This is a genomic window from Metabacillus malikii, from assembly GCF_030813355.1.
In the GTDB taxonomy this organism is placed as follows: domain Bacteria; phylum Bacillota; class Bacilli; order Bacillales; family Bacillaceae; genus Metabacillus; species Metabacillus malikii.
Genome location: NZ_JAUSUD010000003.1, coordinates 158,334 through 174,464, shown reverse-complemented (window position 1 = coordinate 174,464; position 16,131 = coordinate 158,334). Strand labels below are relative to the sequence as shown.

Genomic DNA, 16,131 nt, shown 5'->3' with positions numbered 1-16,131 from the left:
TTTCACCAAAAACCCCCTCCTAACATCAGTGATACGAGTTTAAGAGTTAACAAAACTCCACCTGCAATACTTGAAAACCATGCGGTAATCTTTCCATAACTTAGAGGTGGTTTCCCAACAATTTTACCTGTTTGACCATTCATCGCAAATGTATGCTCTTGTTTATTGTAGTCATAATAAACAAGCCATACCGGTAACAGCACGTACATACTTCTTCTTTTTTGAGTATGGACATGTTTGTCCTTGTATTGAACGGTTGAATAACCAGATATTGTTGAGCGAACGTACGATTCAACAAAGCCGTCGATCCTTGTTTTAACTCTTGATAGTAACTCTTCGTCTGTATAATTATATTTTTCTGCTAAATATCCTGCTAAATATGGTGTTTTAAACTCTTTTAACTCACTGTAGTCAAAGGGTTCAAGCTTATCCATTAACTCATCGTTTAGTTTTTCAGAAGCATCAACTGGTACTTTTTCATAGTTTAAATCGACAGCACGATACACGTCATAATATTTTGTTTCTGTATAGATATAATCACCTTGTGTATATGTTCGAACCTTTGTTCCAGTCGCATGCACTTCTGCTTGACTATTTAAGTCATACATCCAAAACGGAACATACATACCTGTCACTTCTTTTATCCGATTCGCATTCATAAATCCTTTTGGCGTTAACAAGCCATTTTTGCACCATTTCTTAAATGCCTCAGTAGCTTCCTCTTTACTGATTGTAAATGGGATAACCTTTGCAGGTGCAAGCTCACCGGATAATCTGTCAGCTAAGACAACACCCGCTCCACAAAAGCTGCACGATGTAGCGGTCGTATCTGCATCTGTGATGACGATGGCTCCACAGTTTTCACATTGATATTCCTTTGCTTCATTCTCTTCAAATGTTGTTTCAATTAAATCTTCATTAAACTGATCAATCGTATCTTTTCTGCCACAGCTATGGCAAAAAAGTTTCCCCGATTCACTATCAAAAGCCATATCGTCCCCACAATTTGGGCACTTATAATGTAATAACAATCGTATCTTCTCCCTTTTCCTCTATTGACTAAAAAAAATATACTTGATTAGCAATTACTCTTCTCTTGTTAACTTACTAGCATACGACAAACACTACTTTATAGATTACATAGGATTAATTTGAATATAGTAATAAGAATGCCTAATCTTATGACACTATTATTATTAACGTATTAATCGACAATAAGTTTCAATTTTCTCACATTTCCCTTGCCTAGCTGGAAAATATTTTTAATTAATGATATTTATTTCAAATAAAAGATTTACAAATTTAGGATAATCATTTATAATCATTTATAATAAAAGATAGTACTTTTGAATCAAAGGAGTACCTTGATATGAAAAATACTATTCCTAGCAATAATGAAGTAAAATTATTATCAAAAATAGAATACCTAAAAGGTGAATTAATCGAAATAGGTTTAGTCATTGGTTTAAATCATCCTAGAACAGTTTCACTTAGTCAAAGGTTAGATCAATTAATAGTAGAATATCAAAAACACTCGAATAATCCGAAATAACCTTATAGCTATACACATATATACTATTTCAGTTGGACTCCCTAAATATTGGGAGTTTTTTTATTCTCAGACTTATAAATGAAACAGTAACCATCGTTCAATATAGTTGAGTCAAGTCTGTAACTGTTTTTACTATCACTTCTTATGGTTAATTAACTCTTGCTAATAACAAATCTTTTTTTGTAACACGATTTAAAAGCTCTTTTAAGTGAGCTGTAACACAAAAACCTAAGTTCAATAGATACTGAACTTAGGTCTGGTCTGTATATTCATATTTTACTGATTATATATTTTTATGCATACTATATGAAAATGCAAACACAATAATACCAATAATTAAACTTACTAATCCAGGAACGAATGCAACTGTTACAACACCAGATAGAATTGCATATGAAATGATGCCAAGTATTAGTCCCCAAACCAAACTAAATATGACAGTGAATAAAAAATATACTATACTAAATCTTAATAAAAATATAAATAAAATAAAAATAGGGATAACAAGTAAAAAATGATTAAAAGATTGATATTTTATACCAAGAGTTATCCCCACTATAGCCATTAAGATAAATATTTCCCAATTCACAAACTTTAAATTACTACGTGCCTCATCAGCAGATAAAATTCCGCCCTTTATATCTTTTTCTAACTCACTCATTACTCGTACTCCTTTTCAATGAATATAAAGTTACCAATATATCAATTATACCATTTATAAACATTTTTAGTAATATTACCCAATGTTATTTTTATTACCATAATCCATTTTTATTCTGATTTTTTAGACTTTTTTATTTTTGTCAAATAATTCTAAACATTGTCAGTGTCTAATCATTTGTGGAAGAATCCATTTTCTTCAGACGAACAGACTATATGGTAAAATATAACAACCCATAACATGACGGAGCGATAAATATTGTAGGATATTCATTGTATACATTTTAATATGATGGAGGGATTTATCCGAGACTCCTGCGGACGTGTGTAAGGTGGTAAGTGAGGATACAGAAGCTGCTTGCGTATCGACGTATAAACTAGTGATGACCTGATAATTGTAACATCGTATAGTCATCACTAAGGTGCTTACACCCAATACATGAAATTCAAAAACTGTAGCTAGGAATTAACTAGAACGACTATACTGTAAAAACAAGAATGCAGCCTATAGGACATATTACGTCGTTTACATAGACGTTTTTATATATGCCACTAACAAATAACATGATTCATTTAATTTCTTAATTTTCCATTAATAGAAAATTATTTACATTCACTTTGATAATATTCAATCAGTCAAAGCTAAACCGTTCTTCACGCCACGGGTCCCCGTTCATATGGTACCCATTTTGTTCCCAAAATCCGGGATGATTTCTTTCCGTAAATTGTATGCCCCTAACCCACTTTGCGCTCTTCCAAAAATATAAATGTGGGAATACAGCCCGTAATGGATAGCCGTGCTCAGGTGTTAGTGGTTTATCATCATAGGCATATGCAAGAAGACTCGTCTCCTTTAAAAAGTCTTCAATGGCAAGATTCGTTGTCCAGCCTTCCTCAGCTTGGATGATCACATATTTTGCGGTTGGTTTTACTTTTATTACTTTCGCAATATCGGTTGTTTTTACCCCTTGCCACGTCGTATCTAACTTAGACCATCCTGTGACACAATGAATATCATTTGTATATTCTGTTTTTGGGAAGAGTGTTTTTAACTCATTCAAAGTATATAGTTTCGGGGATTCAACTTGCCCATAAATTTGGATGTTCCATTTTGTTATATCGTCATAATATGGGACATTACCATGATGTAGCACGGGGAATGTCGTCGTTACATTTTGATTTGGTGGTACTCTGTCATTCTTATTATTTTTTCGAACCTTTCCGAAATACATGATTATTAACCTCCCTATTGTTAACTTATATCCATTAATAGTTGACATATAGTATACCTTCGATTATATTTTCCTTAAATGTTTTTATTCGAGGAGAGTGGAAAAATGAAAAAGAAATTGACTACATATGATTTAACATTAGTAGCTATGTTTGCTGCACTAATGGCTATTGGAGCTAACATTACTTCATGGGCACCCTTTCTACAAGTCGCCAATGTCCCGTTATCAATGCAACCATTCTTTTGTATTTTAGCAGGGTTACTGCTTGGTAGCAGGCTAGGTGCGTTATCAATGACAATTTATGCTCTCATTGGAATTGCAGGTGCTCCAGTTTTTGCACAATTTAAGGCAGGAATCGGAATTATTTTTGGTAGTACAGGTGGATTTATTCTTTCATATATTATAACCGCTTTTATTGTTGGAAAAATCATTGAGTTAAATAAAACAAAAGGGACAGGAATTTTTTATACCGCTTCATTTGTGGGAATTATCGTCATCTATATTATCGGTACGACTTACATGTGGTTAGCATTAAATGTTTGGATAAATGCTCCGATGTCATATCTATCTGCTTGGGGTGTAATGGCCTGGTTTTTAGTAAAGGATGTTGCTTTTACAATTGTCGGGGCTATTATTGCTCCGAAAATCTATCATACTGTTACAAAGATTACTCATCATCGGACTGCAGCCTAACTAGCATCACCCCTTTTTTACTATTTTTACATTTTCAATGTATATTGTTTACTAGTTTTGTCAATAAAAGTAGTATAGTAGGAACACAAGACTTTTCGTACTACGATATAAGGGGTGTAATAGAATGAAAGCATTAGTCGTAAAAAAATACTTTCTAGATGTGCAAGAGCGAGAACGTTTAGAAAAAGAAATTATTCATTACCAGTCGGATATACAAGAAGAGACTATTTTAAGTTGGGATGATGAGGAGTTACTAGAGAGGATTAATATAGCAAAGAATTGTAAAGAGCATGTTTTCAATCAATAAGAGAAGGGTTGACTAAGATTAGTCAACCCTTCTCTTATTTTAATAAATTAAAGGACTATTGCTGCAATCCAACCAAAAATAATTAATGGAATATTATAGTGTAAAAAAGTAGGAACACATGTATCCCAAATATGATTATGGTTACCATCTGCAGCTAAGCCTGAAGTCGGTCCAAGTGTGCTGTCTGATGCTGGTGAACCGGCATCACCTAGTGCTGAAGCTGTTCCGACAATTGCGATCGTTGCCATTGGGCTAAAGCCAAGTTCTAAACATAGCGGTACGAATATTGTCGTAATAATTGGGATCGTCGAAAATGAAGAACCGATTCCTATCGTTACAAGAAGCCCAACCAGTAACATTAATAGTGCACCAACTGTTTGATTGCCGCCAATGATTGCTTCTGCATCTGCTACTAATTGTTCAACATGACCAGTTTCTTTTAGGACACTTGCAAAACCAGAAGCAGTAATCATAACAAAGCCAATAAATGCCATCATCTTCATACCGTTCGTTATCACTACGTCTGCTTCCTTACGTTTTAACACACCACTTATATATAAAACTACTAATCCAGCTAATGCTCCAAAGATCATGCCTTCTACACCTAATGATTGTGATAAATAAAGTTGAACAGATAACGATATGATAACAGCCAATACCGCAATAATAAGTGATTTTGTTGTGTATGACGAAGCTTGTTCCTGTCCTTCAATATCACGTGTTTCATAATCTCTAGGCTTGCGATATGTTAAAAAGATTGCAATTCCTAAGCCCATTACCATCCCTAGTGCAGGAATAGCCATCGCTTGTGGAATATCAGATAATGCGACAACAAGTCCACTATCTTCCATATTTTGTTTCATAATCCCGTGGAATATTGCACCGAATCCAACTGGTAAAAACATATAAGGTGTAATCAAGCCGAACGTCAATATACACGCGATTAAACGGCGATCGACTCTTAATTCATTTAGCACCTTTAATAACGGTGGAATAAGTACAGGTATAAAAGCAATATGAACAGGTATGACATTTTGTGAGAAAATTGCCATAATCAATATTAAAAGAAATATAAGGACCTTGGATAGGTTTTGTCGCTTAGAATCACCTTTTCTCCCAACAAGCTTTATTGCACTTGCTACAATTGCATCAGGCAATCCCGTTTTTGATAGTGCAACCGCAAAAGCACCTAATAAGGCATAGCTTAAAGCAACTGTTGCATTGCTGCCTAAACCACCAGTAAATGTTTCAATCGTAGTCGCTAAATCTAAACCACCTGTAAGACCTCCAACTAAGGCCCCTATTACTAATGCAAAAACTACATTTATCCGTAATAAACTTAATACTAACATCACAACAACAGCAACAAGAACAGCATTCATCGCTTAATACCTCCGAAATCCTTTAGTTTGCTAATGTGGTAGAGAGATAAAATAACAGAATTAAATTTAACATAGAATCTTCCGAAGTGTCAATAGAATTCATTATATTGGTACAACATTTTGAAAAATATTGGAGGCTATGGCAAAAGTACTCAACATTTATATAACTTGCAGGAGTCTCGTGCTTCCACTTCATAAAATATAAAAATCTTTGCACAAAAAAATCCCCTTGTAAAGAAACAATGGTTGTTTCCTTCTAGGGAATTTTTGTTTTGGCCCAGCTATATTAATCGCTTAGTTATTCTCTCCGAATCGTTCAACGAGTGCAGCTAACGTTCTTGCCATGACTCCTGTTGCTCCATCCGGTCCTAAATCACTTGCCTTAGACGTTGTTGCAGTGCCGGCAATATCTAGGTGAACCCACGGTGTACTCTCAGCAAATTCTCCGATAAACGTTCCAGCCATAATCGCATGACCTTCACGGCCTGGTGAATTATTCAAGTCTGCCATTTTGCTATTACGGACTCGTTTTTTATCATTTTCAGTAATCGGTAAGCGCCAAATCGGTTCATTGCACTCATAAGAAGCTTGCAATACCTGTTCAAAAAATTGTTCATTATTTGTCATTGCACCAGTTGTTTCTGTTCCGAGTGCAACAATGACACCCCCTGTTAATGTCGCGACGTCGATTAAATAATTCGCCCCATGGTGCTTTGCGTATGTTATCCCATCTGCAAGTGCAAGCCGGCCTTCTGCATCGGTATTTAACACTTCAATAGTTTTACCACTCATCGATACGATGACATCATCTGGCTTAAAGGCTGCACCACTAATCATATTATCTGTAGACGGTATGACAGCAACTACATTTTGCTCTGGTTTCATTTCTCCGATAATTTCCATCGCACCGAGTACAGCTGCAGCACCGCCCATATCAGTTTTCATTCCGACCATGCCTGTTTTAGGTTTAATCGAGTATCCACCAGAATCGTAGGTAATCCCTTTTCCGACTAAACCAATCACTTCAGTCCATTCTTCTTTACCTTGATACTTCAACACGATCATCTTTGGCGGTTCCTCTGAGCCTTGGTTAACAGCAAGCAATGCTCCCATACCGAGCTGCTCCATTTCTGCTTTATCTAAAATCTCACAATCGAATTGATATGTATTTGCTAGTTCAGATGCATATTGTGCAAGCTCACTAGCTGTCAAAATATTTGGTGGCATATTTGTTAATGTTCGGGCACTATTCGTCCCTTTCCCGAATGCGTAGCCAACTTCAAGTGCCGATTTAATTTCTATCGGGTCAGCTGTTGCGACAACCTCTATATCGTTAATTTCTATTTCAGGTTCATTTGATTTTTGCTTATAATTAATGACTTTATATGTAGATAACGTAAAGGCCTCTGCTAAAGCATAAGCTGCATCTGATTGTTCAATCTTCTCTGTCGTAAACGTATCGAGAACAATCGTCACTTTTTGTTGTTTTGCCTCTTGAATCGTCTTGAATAATCGTCCAAAGCACTCTTTTAAGCTATCAAATGAAAGTTGGTCTTCTTTTCCTAACCCGATGAAGTAAATTCGCTTCGCTGCAATTTTTCCGAGTGTATATACTTTCGTAAGCGATTTTTTATTCGTTGATATATCACCATCTTTTAACATTTGTGCCAATTGGCCATCCAATTTTTCATTCATTTCTTCCTGAATGCCTGTTAATTGATGATTCTTCTTGAAGAGACCAACAACAATTATTTCATGGTTCTCCTCTAAACGTATTTGATTTTTCACTTGAAACAAGATTAGCACCTCCATAAGTAATAATGATTCTGATAAAAAATGTATCAAATTTTCATAAAAGTGAACATAATGATTATGTTATAATAAGAAAAATATTAGCGCTAGGAAATGTAAGCGCATTAAGCAATCGGTTAATCATTTCTACATAAATTGAAAACACTTCTAAGAAAGGGGCGCACTATGGAGCTATTATTAAACTTTCCATTAATCTCAGCACTAATCGCAATCTTTTTTGCCCAATTCGTAAAAGTTCCTATCCTATTCATTGTTAGTAGGAAATGGGATTGGTCCCTTATAACTAGTACTGGCGGGATGCCTAGTTCACATTCTGCAGCTGTTACTGCACTCTCAACTGGTGTTGCTCTCGATCAAGGACTTGATTCATCTATTTTTGCTGTTTCAGCTATTTTTGCAATCATTACAATGTTTGATGCAACAGGAGTGAGAAGACATGCAGGTGAACAAGCAACAGTCCTAAACCAACTTGTTGTAGACTTTAACACATTCGTTGAAGAGGCAAAATTATGGCCAAAGAAAGAAGACAAAGAAAAACAAAAGAAATTAAAAGAGCTCCTAGGCCACAAACCGATTGAAGTATTTTTCGGTGGGATAACCGGGATCCTCATCTCACTTCTTTTATATTACCTTATTTTTTAAACGACCGTAAACTTTCAGGCTTCCTTCTAAATTTCAGTAAAACAAAAAGCTAAGGCAATGCCGTTAGCTTTTTGTTTTGTTTTTAATATATTGTTGTCTAAATACTTGCATCGACTCGTCCTCATTTAGACGGGTAAGTTGTTCTTCCGTTAACTTTCCATCGCCTACTTTCACTACATACACGTCTAGATGTTTCTTTCCCCAATGTTCATACACATCGGCTACTGTCTCATAATATAAGTCTAGGCGGTCACCTTTAATGGCTCCTCCTATATCCGCAACAACTCCATAGCCGTACCCGGGAATAAACAAAATCGTTCCTAACGGGAAGACATCTAAATCTGCTGCAATCGTTGAATACAAGTCACGCTTTACTTTCACACCTGAATATGTAATTCCATAGCTAGGATGATTCGGTTGCTTACCGGTTGATTCAATTCCGGCTGTATAACCCGTTGCAACCACTTTCTTTTTCGGATACCTCGTCCAATCAATCGCATCCTCTAGAGTCACATCCTTATTTACGGCCTCAACACTTGAGGATATCGAAGTCGCAACAGAAGGTTCACTGTTCATCGATTTAAATGTCAAACCAAGAAACCTAAATGAGTTATCGTTCACTTCTTTTTCATCAATCGTCGCTTTCTCCTCAGAAGAGCTATACCAGTCACGTATATCCTTCATTTCAAGACCCGAAACGACCTCAAAAGTTGTCGTTAATGCACCTAAAAATAATAAAGACATAAAAATCCGTTTACTTACTTGTTTTATACTGATCATTTTTTTCCTATTCACTCCTCTCACAAATCTAAGCGTTCCCAGATTTATAAGAGAATATTCCAAAATGAGAAAAAAACATATTTTAACAGTTTAAAAGCATAGAAGGTGATGTTTCATTTTTATGGAATAAAAATAGCGAAAACTTCTTGTTCAGCCCGACAAGCATAAGATGATATTGAATAGAAGCCGTTTATTAGTTCTTTGCCAAAAATAGCATATAAGCTGGAGGGGATAGGCGCTGAAGCTTGGATGTTGAGCGAATATCCACAGTTCAAGAACTTTATCATTTCCTGGTAAATTTTCTGGTGAACAAAAAAAAATGCCTGACGCATAATGTCAGACAGAATGTATGTATTAAAACATTTGGTAGCCTCGTTTACGAAGCATTTTAATGATAACACCTGAGAGGATTGCTCCAAACAAGCCACATGATAAAATTAAAATATCAGCAAGTGCTAATGAGGTGATTTTGTCCCCTAACTTCGAAAAGGAACTTCCAGGCTTAAGAAAATAGTCAACAAATCTCACTTCATCTATGATAAAAATACAAACAATTGGATAAACAATTGCCATAATCCATGACATACGCAATAACATATTTAATAAAAATCCTATTCCAAAAAATAAGACTAAAAATAAAAGCATTGATATTAATAAAACCGGTAAGCTTAACACGCTTTCACCTCCATTACACAAATTTAAGTGTACTGAAGGAATCGCATACAGTCAATCCTTTCCTTTTAACAGAGATAATATCTATTAGTGTTTAGAGCATTGAACAGAAAATGTTGATTGTACAAAAAAGATAGAGACATGACGCCTCTACCTTTTCGTATTTCTTATAGTAATTTGAATTTACCTTTTTTCAACACTAATGAAGGTCCACCAACCATGAATAAAGCACGGTTGTCAATGACCTTTTTCATCATTGATGCTTTCGTACCGACTAATTTCTTACCGAATACAACTCCAACTGCATCATTTTCACCTAGTGATGCAACTGAACCTTTAATGTCAGGTACAAATTTCACCATTTCACCAGTTCCGCGTACAGCAACTGCTACGTTTTTCGCACAAGCTTCACCTTGTTGCATCGCAATTTGAGCTGTTGGAGGATATGGACGATTGATTTCTTCATTAATGATTAATGAACAGTCACCGATAATAAATACTTCATTATGTTCTGGAACACGTAAGTACTCATCAACTTTCACACGGCCACGCATATTTTCAAATCCTGCTTCTTCAACAATGCTATTTCCGCGAACACCTGCAGCCCATACAACTGTAGCAGCCTTAATTGTTTCTGTATCGTCACCTTTTGCAACGATGATACCATCTTCGATACATTCTTTAATTGCTGTACCAATTTTGAACTCTACGCCTTTTTTCTGTAAGTGATCAACAGCATATTCAACTAATTCCGGGTCAAATCCTGGAAGTGCAGTTGGCGCTGCTTCAACACAGATAATACGAACTTTATTAAAGTCGATATCATATTCTTTACATAGTTCAGGAACTCTGTTTCCTAGTTCACCTAAGAATTCAATTCCAGTGAATCCAGCTCCACCGACAACGATTGTAAGACGTTCGTCTTTTTTCTCTGCCTCTGTATTATAAGTTGCAAATTGATATTCAATATGCTCACGTAATTGACGTGCAGAATCGATACTCGTAATGCCGAATGCATATTCTTTAAGTCCTTTAATTCCAAATGTTTCAGGGTGTGCACCTAATGAAATAACTAAATAATCATATTCAAGCTCGCCATTTTCTAAGAAAACTTTTTTCGCTTCCTTATCAATTGAAACGACTGTATCTTTCACAAAGTTAACACGGCTGTTATCAATAATATCTTTAATTTGATAACGAGCTCTGTCATGGTGTAAAGTACCAGCTGAAGCTTCATGTAACCATGTTGTTTCATAGTGATAATCATTTTTGTTCACTAATGTAATTTCAGCTTCTCCGCCACCGATTTGCTTTTGTAAACGTGTAACAGTAATTAACCCGCCATATCCTGCACCTAAAACGACTACTTTTGGCTTTCTCAAAGAAAACATCCACCTTTTCTCTAATATAGTTGAATCTTCGTGAATAATATCTACTCCTATAATCCACTTAAATGCATTATTTTATTTTAATTTAAGCTATAATTATTTGTGAAATCATTCACTTAACAATGCACAAAATGTTAACAATCCCTGAAATAATAAATTATAAATAATCACTATACTACATAATAGCGATATGACACCATTTTATCAAGTGATTTTATCTTCCAAAAGGGTTTATTTTTACATTTTTTTCACCTATAATATACAAATTTTGTCAGTTTTATATTTTTTTTGCTTTTTTAAAAGATTATAGAATTTTGAACTAACCTTTTTTAAGGTTTTTTCGGAGCTGATTACGAGACTCTGAGGGATGCATAGCAGAGGTAAGTCTCGTGGATTACGAAATGCAGCTTGTCCAGCGATAGATTTAGTTTCACAACGATCTCATTGTAGCAGGTAACCTTACAGTTAAACCAACATGATATTTAAGTCAAAGTATATGAAATTTTTATCAATTGTATGGTAAGATTTTGTCATATATAAAAAAACTATTGATTATTGCATTAGAATTTAAATGAATATACACGTTGAGTTTTACAAACTCTAGTTTTAGGAGGATGACAATTGTGAAAGAAGATACTCAAATTTATGATATAACAATTATTGGTGGTGGCCCTGTCGGATTGTTTACCGCTTTTTACGGCGGAATGCGTCAGGCTAGTGTGAAAATTATTGAAAGCCTCCCACAGCTTGGTGGACAATTGTCTGCGTTATATCCTGAAAAATACATATATGATGTAGCGGGATTCCCTAAAGTGAGAGCACAAGAATTAGTCAATAATTTAAAGGAACAAATGGCTAAGTTTTCACCTACAATTGTACTAGAACAAGCTGTCGAAACTGTTGAAAAACAAGCGGACAATGTATTTAAGCTAACAACTAACGAAGAGGTTCATTATACAAAAACAATCATTATCACTGCTGGTAATGGTGCATTCAAGCCTCGTTTGCTTGAATTAGATGATGCTAAAAAATATGAAAACAAAAATCTCCATTATTTTGTAGATGATTTAAATAAATTCGCTGGTAAAGATGTCGCACTTTGTGGTGGCGGAGATTCAGCTGTAGACTGGGCCCTTATGTTAGAGCCGATTGCTAAAAGTGTCAGTCTCATTCACCGTCGTGATAAATTCCGTGCACATGAGCATAGTGTTGAACTTTTAAAACAATCTAAGGTAAATATTTTAACACCATATGTTCCAACTGAACTTATCGGTGAGGACAATATTGAGCAGCTAGTCCTTGAGGAAGTAAAAGGTGAAAGAAAAGTTGTCCTCGATATTGACGATTTAATCGTCAACTATGGATTTGTCTCTTCGCTTGGTCCAATTAAGGATTGGGGCCTAGACATTGAAAAGAATTCAATTCGTGTAAACTCTAAAATGGAAACAAACATTGAAGGCATATATGCAGCAGGAGATATTTGTACGTACGATGGTAAGGTGAAACTAATTGCTTCCGGATTTGGCGAAGCTCCAACTGCTGTCAATAACGCGAAAGCTTATATGGATCCAAAAGCACGTGTTCAACCGCTTCATAGTACAAGTATGTTTTAATCTTTGCTACTGAACTTTTCAAAATTGTAGAAAGCGACTGGATTTCAGTCGTTTTTTATTTTGGAGAGGAGGCTGGATAAAAGAGGTCTGCAATTGTAATACCTTAATTAAATTTTTATTTATTTTTTCCATTCGGAATATTTTGGAACAGGTTTCGATTTCGCGAGGTATTTTCGTCTGGCTCACTTATTTATGAAGATGATTTTGGAGCTGGTACTGCTTTATTTTCGGCTTCATCGACTTTATGAAGACGATTTTTGGTCTGGCATTGTTTTATTTTCGGCTTCATCTTCCTTATGAAGACGATTTTGGGACTCTCACTGATTTTTTTCGTCTTCATCCGCCTTATGAAGACGATTTTGAGACTCTCATTATATTATTTTCGGCTTCATCCGCCTTATGAAGACGATTTTGAGATTGTCATTGTATTATTTTCGGCTTCATCTGTCTTATGAAGACCATTTTGAGACTCTCACTTTTTTATTTTCGGCTTCATTGGCACCGTTACTATTTAATTTTCGACCACATCTGCCTTATGTAGGCAATTTTGAGACTGGCACTATTTTATGGATCATCATCAACGGGTTTTGAAGACCTTAGACAACGTCCTTTCACTCATAAGGGTATAAAGACAATACGATTCCGCCCTCTGCCTCGGCGTAAATTCTGTCTAACCTCTCTGACGTTTTCGGCAGGAGTCTCTAAGCTCTAACTCCAAACAACTTTTTAAAGATATGTATAATAAAACACTTAGTAAATATACTTTCTTCGTAATGATCTTCTCATTATGAATAGTTCGTATTTTACTAAGTGTTTTTTTCATTATTTCTAAATCTGGGAGTCCATATAATAAGCTCTACTGACTCCCTTAGGAATTTTTAGTAACTTGGTCAAATAAACCCAAGCAAGTAAACTCCTTCTTAACAGTTATTCATTAAGTAACTTTGGACTATTTACTATTAGCACTCTTCCGGTGTACCAACATTTGTCGCAGTTCTAAATGAAGACCCACAACCACATGAGGCAATTGCATTTGGATTGTCGATGGTGAAGCCGCCGCCCATCATTGATTGCTTATAGTCTATTTTTGTTCCTTTTAAAACTCCAGCATCTTCTTTTTTTATAAGGATTGTTAAATCGTGCTGCTTTAAGATTTGGTCATCTTCGCTAATTTCGTGCTCGAATCCCATACCATAAGATAGACCGCTGCACCCTCCGCCTTTAACACCTACGCGTAGGTATGCATTTTCTTCTTCATTTTCTTTCATCATATCTTTTATTTGATAAGCTGCCGCTTCAGTAAGTTCAATGATCTCATTCATCATGTATTCCTCCTTAACAATTTGGAATCCTTCTTATTCTAGTATACCGATTCTAAATCGTACTCTCAACTAATCAGATTACGGAAGATAATATGTGCCTGTACAAATGACTTCTGCAGGACCTGTCATAAGTACTTTGCCGTTTGAATCCCAATTGATGAGTAAATCACCGCCTGCTAAATGAACAGTTGTTTCCTTCCCTGCTGTTGTATGCTGATTTAATACTGATGATACAACTGCAGCACATGCACCAGTACCACAGGCCTGTGTGACTCCTGAGCCTCGTTCCCACACTCTAAAGTGGATTTCGTTATCAGCAACTACTTGAACGAATTCTACATTTACTCCTTCTGGGAAGCGCTCATCTTTTTCAACGATTGGACCTAGTGTTGTAACAGGTGCCTTTTCAATATCATCTACATAAAAAATGATATGGGGATTTCCCATTGAAATCGCAGTACCCTCATACACTTTTCCGGCAAACTCCATTTTCTCGTTTACTGTTTTCGATTGCGCCTCTCCCTGCATTGGGATTTCTGCCTTTAATAGCCGCGGCTCTCCCATATCAACTGTGACGAGCTTGACCGTCCCATTTTCTGTATGGACTTTTGCTTGCACGAGACCTGACAATGTTTCAATTTGAAATTCCGTTTCTGTTACCAATTTATGTTCATATGCATACTTCGCCACACATCTTAACCCATTACCACAGTTCTTACCTTCAGAGCCGTCATTATTAAATATTCTCATCTTGACAGGTGCTTTATCTGAAGGACATATGAGAATAAGGCCATCTGAACCGATACCTGTATAAACATTTGATACATTTCTAGCAATTTCCGATAATTGAGATTCTTGCAATTGTTCTTCAAAAAGATTGACATATATATAATTATTGCCTAGCCCATGCATTTTCGTAAATTGGAATGAATTCATCTTTAGCCTCCATGTTTTTCATCAAGTTTAAAATTGCTTTATCTATAGGTGATTTTTTTTAACACTTACTTTATCACATATAATCTAATAGATTTTTCCTGTATAAAAAGTCTTTTTATAAGTATAAATTGTTGATTCAATGTTCACAATATAAATATCCCCCGTTTTATAGATAAAAGCTTCCTATTATTAGGAGGCTTTTGTTTTTTTATTTCCACAAAAGAGATAAAAGTCCCGAAATTCACAATTATTTTTTAGTTCTTTTTACTCATGTTTTTGGTATACTTTTCTTATAGACAAGCATACACACCTTTACAAGTTAAAAAGGAGTGATAAAGATGAGTAGAGACCAGGACTATTTATATGAAAAATCGGTTCAATGTAGTGTATGTCATGAAACATATGGTACGAAAAAAGTACTTTCCAAATTCATACGTATCCAAAAGCATGATACTGACTTTTGCTCTTATTATACAAAAACAGAAATTAACCCGCTCTTATATTATGTCAATGTTTGCCCAAACTGTGGATTTTCGACTTCTGATGAATTTTCCAACTTTTTCCCACCAGCAACATTATCTGACATTCAGGAAAAGATTACAAACAATTGGAGAAAGCTAAACTATTGTGCGGAACGGACCGTTGACAAGGCGATAAATACTTATAAACTAGCGATTTATTGTGGAACGTTAAAGAAGGAGAAAAACATTGCGATGGCAGGCTTATACTTAAGGCTGGCGTGGTTGTATCGTACCGAGAAGATTAATTTAGAAGAAGAACATCGCTTTTTACGTCTAGGACTTGACCAATATATTCAATCTTACATGAATGGCGATTTTGCAGATACTCAGCTTACAGAGGTTAAACTCCTTTACATCATAGGAGATTTAAGTCGCCGCCTAGGTATGGTTGAGCAGGCAACAAGATATTTCTCACGTGTCATTGAAATGCAAAAGGAAACATTTGAAAAAGGAATCGTCCAAATGGCGAAGGATCGTTGGGCCGATATGAGAGAAGAGAAAAAGCTAGGCTAATATCTTCTTATGATTAAATTTGGCTCTCCAGCTTTCAAGCTAGTATATTAATATACTATTAACCCTAGTAAATCAACAAACCATTGAGACTCATGGAGGATGATTC

Annotated in this window: 16 protein-coding genes; 6 read left to right on the top strand and 10 right to left on the bottom strand. The window is 35.5% G+C overall.

Annotated features, from left to right (window positions below):
• Positions 1-2: 2 nt before the first annotated feature.
• Positions 3-1,031: a TFIIB-type zinc ribbon-containing protein gene (locus J2S19_RS04725; RefSeq protein ID WP_307338000.1), complete on the bottom strand. Its 1,029-nt coding sequence runs from the start codon at positions 1,029-1,031 to the stop codon at positions 3-5.
• 338 nt (positions 1,032-1,369) lie between these two features.
• On the opposite strand from J2S19_RS04725, the gene J2S19_RS04720 reads away from it, so the two are divergent.
• Positions 1,370-1,552 carry an aspartyl-phosphate phosphatase Spo0E family protein gene (locus J2S19_RS04720; RefSeq protein WP_307337997.1) on the top strand — a complete coding sequence of 61 codons (183 nt, stop codon included), beginning with the start codon at positions 1,370-1,372 and terminating at the stop codon, positions 1,550-1,552.
• Between the two features lie 283 nt (positions 1,553-1,835).
• Here the strand turns inward: J2S19_RS04720 and J2S19_RS04715 are convergent, their stop codons facing one another.
• Positions 1,836-2,213, bottom strand: a complete 378-nt coding sequence (locus tag J2S19_RS04715) for a hypothetical protein (RefSeq protein ID WP_307337994.1) — start codon at positions 2,211-2,213, stop codon at positions 1,836-1,838.
• 631 nt (positions 2,214-2,844) lie between these two features.
• Positions 2,845-3,444 (bottom strand): sulfite oxidase-like oxidoreductase, encoded by a 600-nt coding sequence (locus J2S19_RS04710; protein ID WP_307337991.1) that lies wholly within the window; start codon positions 3,442-3,444, stop codon positions 2,845-2,847.
• Between the two features lie 105 nt (positions 3,445-3,549).
• Here J2S19_RS04710 and J2S19_RS04705 point away from each other — a divergent pair, with 105 nt between their 5' ends.
• Both J2S19_RS04705 and J2S19_RS04700 read left to right on the top strand, forming a co-directional pair.
• Positions 3,550-4,137: a biotin transporter BioY gene (locus J2S19_RS04705; protein WP_307337988.1), complete on the top strand. Its 588-nt coding sequence runs from the start codon at positions 3,550-3,552 to the stop codon at positions 4,135-4,137.
• A gap of 124 nt (positions 4,138-4,261) precedes the next feature.
• Positions 4,262-4,444, top strand: coding sequence for a hypothetical protein (locus J2S19_RS04700; RefSeq protein WP_307337985.1), 183 nt, complete (start codon positions 4,262-4,264; stop codon positions 4,442-4,444).
• A gap of 47 nt (positions 4,445-4,491) precedes the next feature.
• On the opposite strand, the gene J2S19_RS04695 is transcribed toward J2S19_RS04700, so the two are convergent.
• On the bottom strand, positions 4,492-5,826 hold the full coding sequence (locus J2S19_RS04695; protein ID WP_307337982.1) for a Na+/H+ antiporter family protein: 1,335 nt from the start codon (positions 5,824-5,826) through the stop codon (positions 4,492-4,494).
• A 294-nt stretch (positions 5,827-6,120) separates the two neighbouring features.
• Entirely contained in the window at positions 6,121-7,623 is a 1,503-nt protein-coding gene (locus J2S19_RS04690; RefSeq protein ID WP_307337978.1) for a leucyl aminopeptidase, read from the bottom strand.
• A gap of 180 nt (positions 7,624-7,803) precedes the next feature.
• On the opposite strand from J2S19_RS04690, the gene J2S19_RS04685 reads away from it, so the two are divergent.
• Positions 7,804-8,280 (top strand): divergent PAP2 family protein, encoded by a 477-nt coding sequence (locus J2S19_RS04685; protein ID WP_307337976.1) that lies wholly within the window; start codon positions 7,804-7,806, stop codon positions 8,278-8,280.
• Between the two features lie 63 nt (positions 8,281-8,343).
• Here J2S19_RS04685 and spsC read toward each other — a convergent pair whose 3' ends face one another.
• The 3 genes from spsC to J2S19_RS04670 form a co-directional block, all read right to left on the bottom strand.
• Positions 8,344-9,060 (bottom strand): stationary phase survival protein SpsC, encoded by a 717-nt coding sequence (spsC, locus tag J2S19_RS04680; RefSeq protein ID WP_307337973.1) that lies wholly within the window; start codon positions 9,058-9,060, stop codon positions 8,344-8,346.
• A 354-nt stretch (positions 9,061-9,414) separates the two neighbouring features.
• The gene (locus J2S19_RS04675) at positions 9,415-9,735 is read right to left on the bottom strand and encodes a YuiB family protein (protein WP_307337970.1); all 321 of its coding nucleotides are present in this window, start codon (positions 9,733-9,735) and stop codon (positions 9,415-9,417) included.
• Positions 9,736-9,899: 164 nt separating this feature from the next.
• Complete coding sequence (locus J2S19_RS04670) at positions 9,900-11,123, bottom strand: NAD(P)/FAD-dependent oxidoreductase (RefSeq protein ID WP_307337967.1); 1,224 nt, start codon at positions 11,121-11,123, stop codon at positions 9,900-9,902.
• 620 nt (positions 11,124-11,743) lie between these two features.
• Between J2S19_RS04670 and yumC the strand changes: the two genes are divergently transcribed.
• Positions 11,744-12,733 carry a ferredoxin--NADP reductase 2 gene (yumC, locus tag J2S19_RS04665; protein ID WP_307337964.1) on the top strand — a complete coding sequence of 330 codons (990 nt, stop codon included), beginning with the start codon at positions 11,744-11,746 and terminating at the stop codon, positions 12,731-12,733.
• A gap of 959 nt (positions 12,734-13,692) precedes the next feature.
• On the opposite strand, the gene J2S19_RS04660 is transcribed toward yumC, so the two are convergent.
• Together J2S19_RS04660 and dapF are read right to left on the bottom strand one after the other, a co-directional pair.
• Complete coding sequence (locus tag J2S19_RS04660; protein WP_307337961.1) at positions 13,693-14,058, bottom strand: HesB/IscA family protein; 366 nt, start codon at positions 14,056-14,058, stop codon at positions 13,693-13,695.
• Positions 14,059-14,133: 75 nt separating this feature from the next.
• Complete coding sequence (gene dapF / locus J2S19_RS04655; protein WP_307337959.1) at positions 14,134-14,991, bottom strand: diaminopimelate epimerase; 858 nt, start codon at positions 14,989-14,991, stop codon at positions 14,134-14,136.
• 338 nt (positions 14,992-15,329) lie between these two features.
• Between dapF and J2S19_RS04650 the strand changes: the two genes are divergently transcribed.
• Positions 15,330-16,025 carry a DUF2225 domain-containing protein gene (locus J2S19_RS04650; protein WP_307337956.1) on the top strand — a complete coding sequence of 232 codons (696 nt, stop codon included), beginning with the start codon at positions 15,330-15,332 and terminating at the stop codon, positions 16,023-16,025.
• Positions 16,026-16,131 lie beyond the last annotated feature (106 nt).

Bases quoted from the DNA above. Each gene is read 5' to 3' on its own strand.
- dapF (WP_307337959.1), bottom strand. From the start codon at position 14,991: ATGAATTCATTCCAATTTACGAAAATGCATGGGCTAGGCAATAATTAT.
- J2S19_RS04720 (WP_307337997.1), top strand. From the start codon at position 1,370: ATGAAAAATACTATTCCTAGCAATAATGAAGTAAAATTATTATCAAAA.
- J2S19_RS04650 (WP_307337956.1), top strand. From the start codon at position 15,330: ATGAGTAGAGACCAGGACTATTTATATGAAAAATCGGTTCAATGTAGT.
- J2S19_RS04705 (WP_307337988.1), top strand. From the start codon at position 3,550: ATGAAAAAGAAATTGACTACATATGATTTAACATTAGTAGCTATGTTT.
- J2S19_RS04715 (WP_307337994.1), bottom strand. From the start codon at position 2,213: ATGAGTGAGTTAGAAAAAGATATAAAGGGCGGAATTTTATCTGCTGAT.
- J2S19_RS04660 (WP_307337961.1), bottom strand. From the start codon at position 14,058: ATGATGAATGAGATCATTGAACTTACTGAAGCGGCAGCTTATCAAATA.
- J2S19_RS04700 (WP_307337985.1), top strand. From the start codon at position 4,262: ATGAAAGCATTAGTCGTAAAAAAATACTTTCTAGATGTGCAAGAGCGA.
- J2S19_RS04670 (WP_307337967.1), bottom strand. From the start codon at position 11,123: ATGTTTTCTTTGAGAAAGCCAAAAGTAGTCGTTTTAGGTGCAGGATAT.
- J2S19_RS04710 (WP_307337991.1), bottom strand. From the start codon at position 3,444: ATGTATTTCGGAAAGGTTCGAAAAAATAATAAGAATGACAGAGTACCA.
- J2S19_RS04695 (WP_307337982.1), bottom strand. From the start codon at position 5,826: ATGAATGCTGTTCTTGTTGCTGTTGTTGTGATGTTAGTATTAAGTTTA.
- spsC (WP_307337973.1), bottom strand. From the start codon at position 9,060: ATGATCAGTATAAAACAAGTAAGTAAACGGATTTTTATGTCTTTATTA.
- J2S19_RS04685 (WP_307337976.1), top strand. From the start codon at position 7,804: ATGGAGCTATTATTAAACTTTCCATTAATCTCAGCACTAATCGCAATC.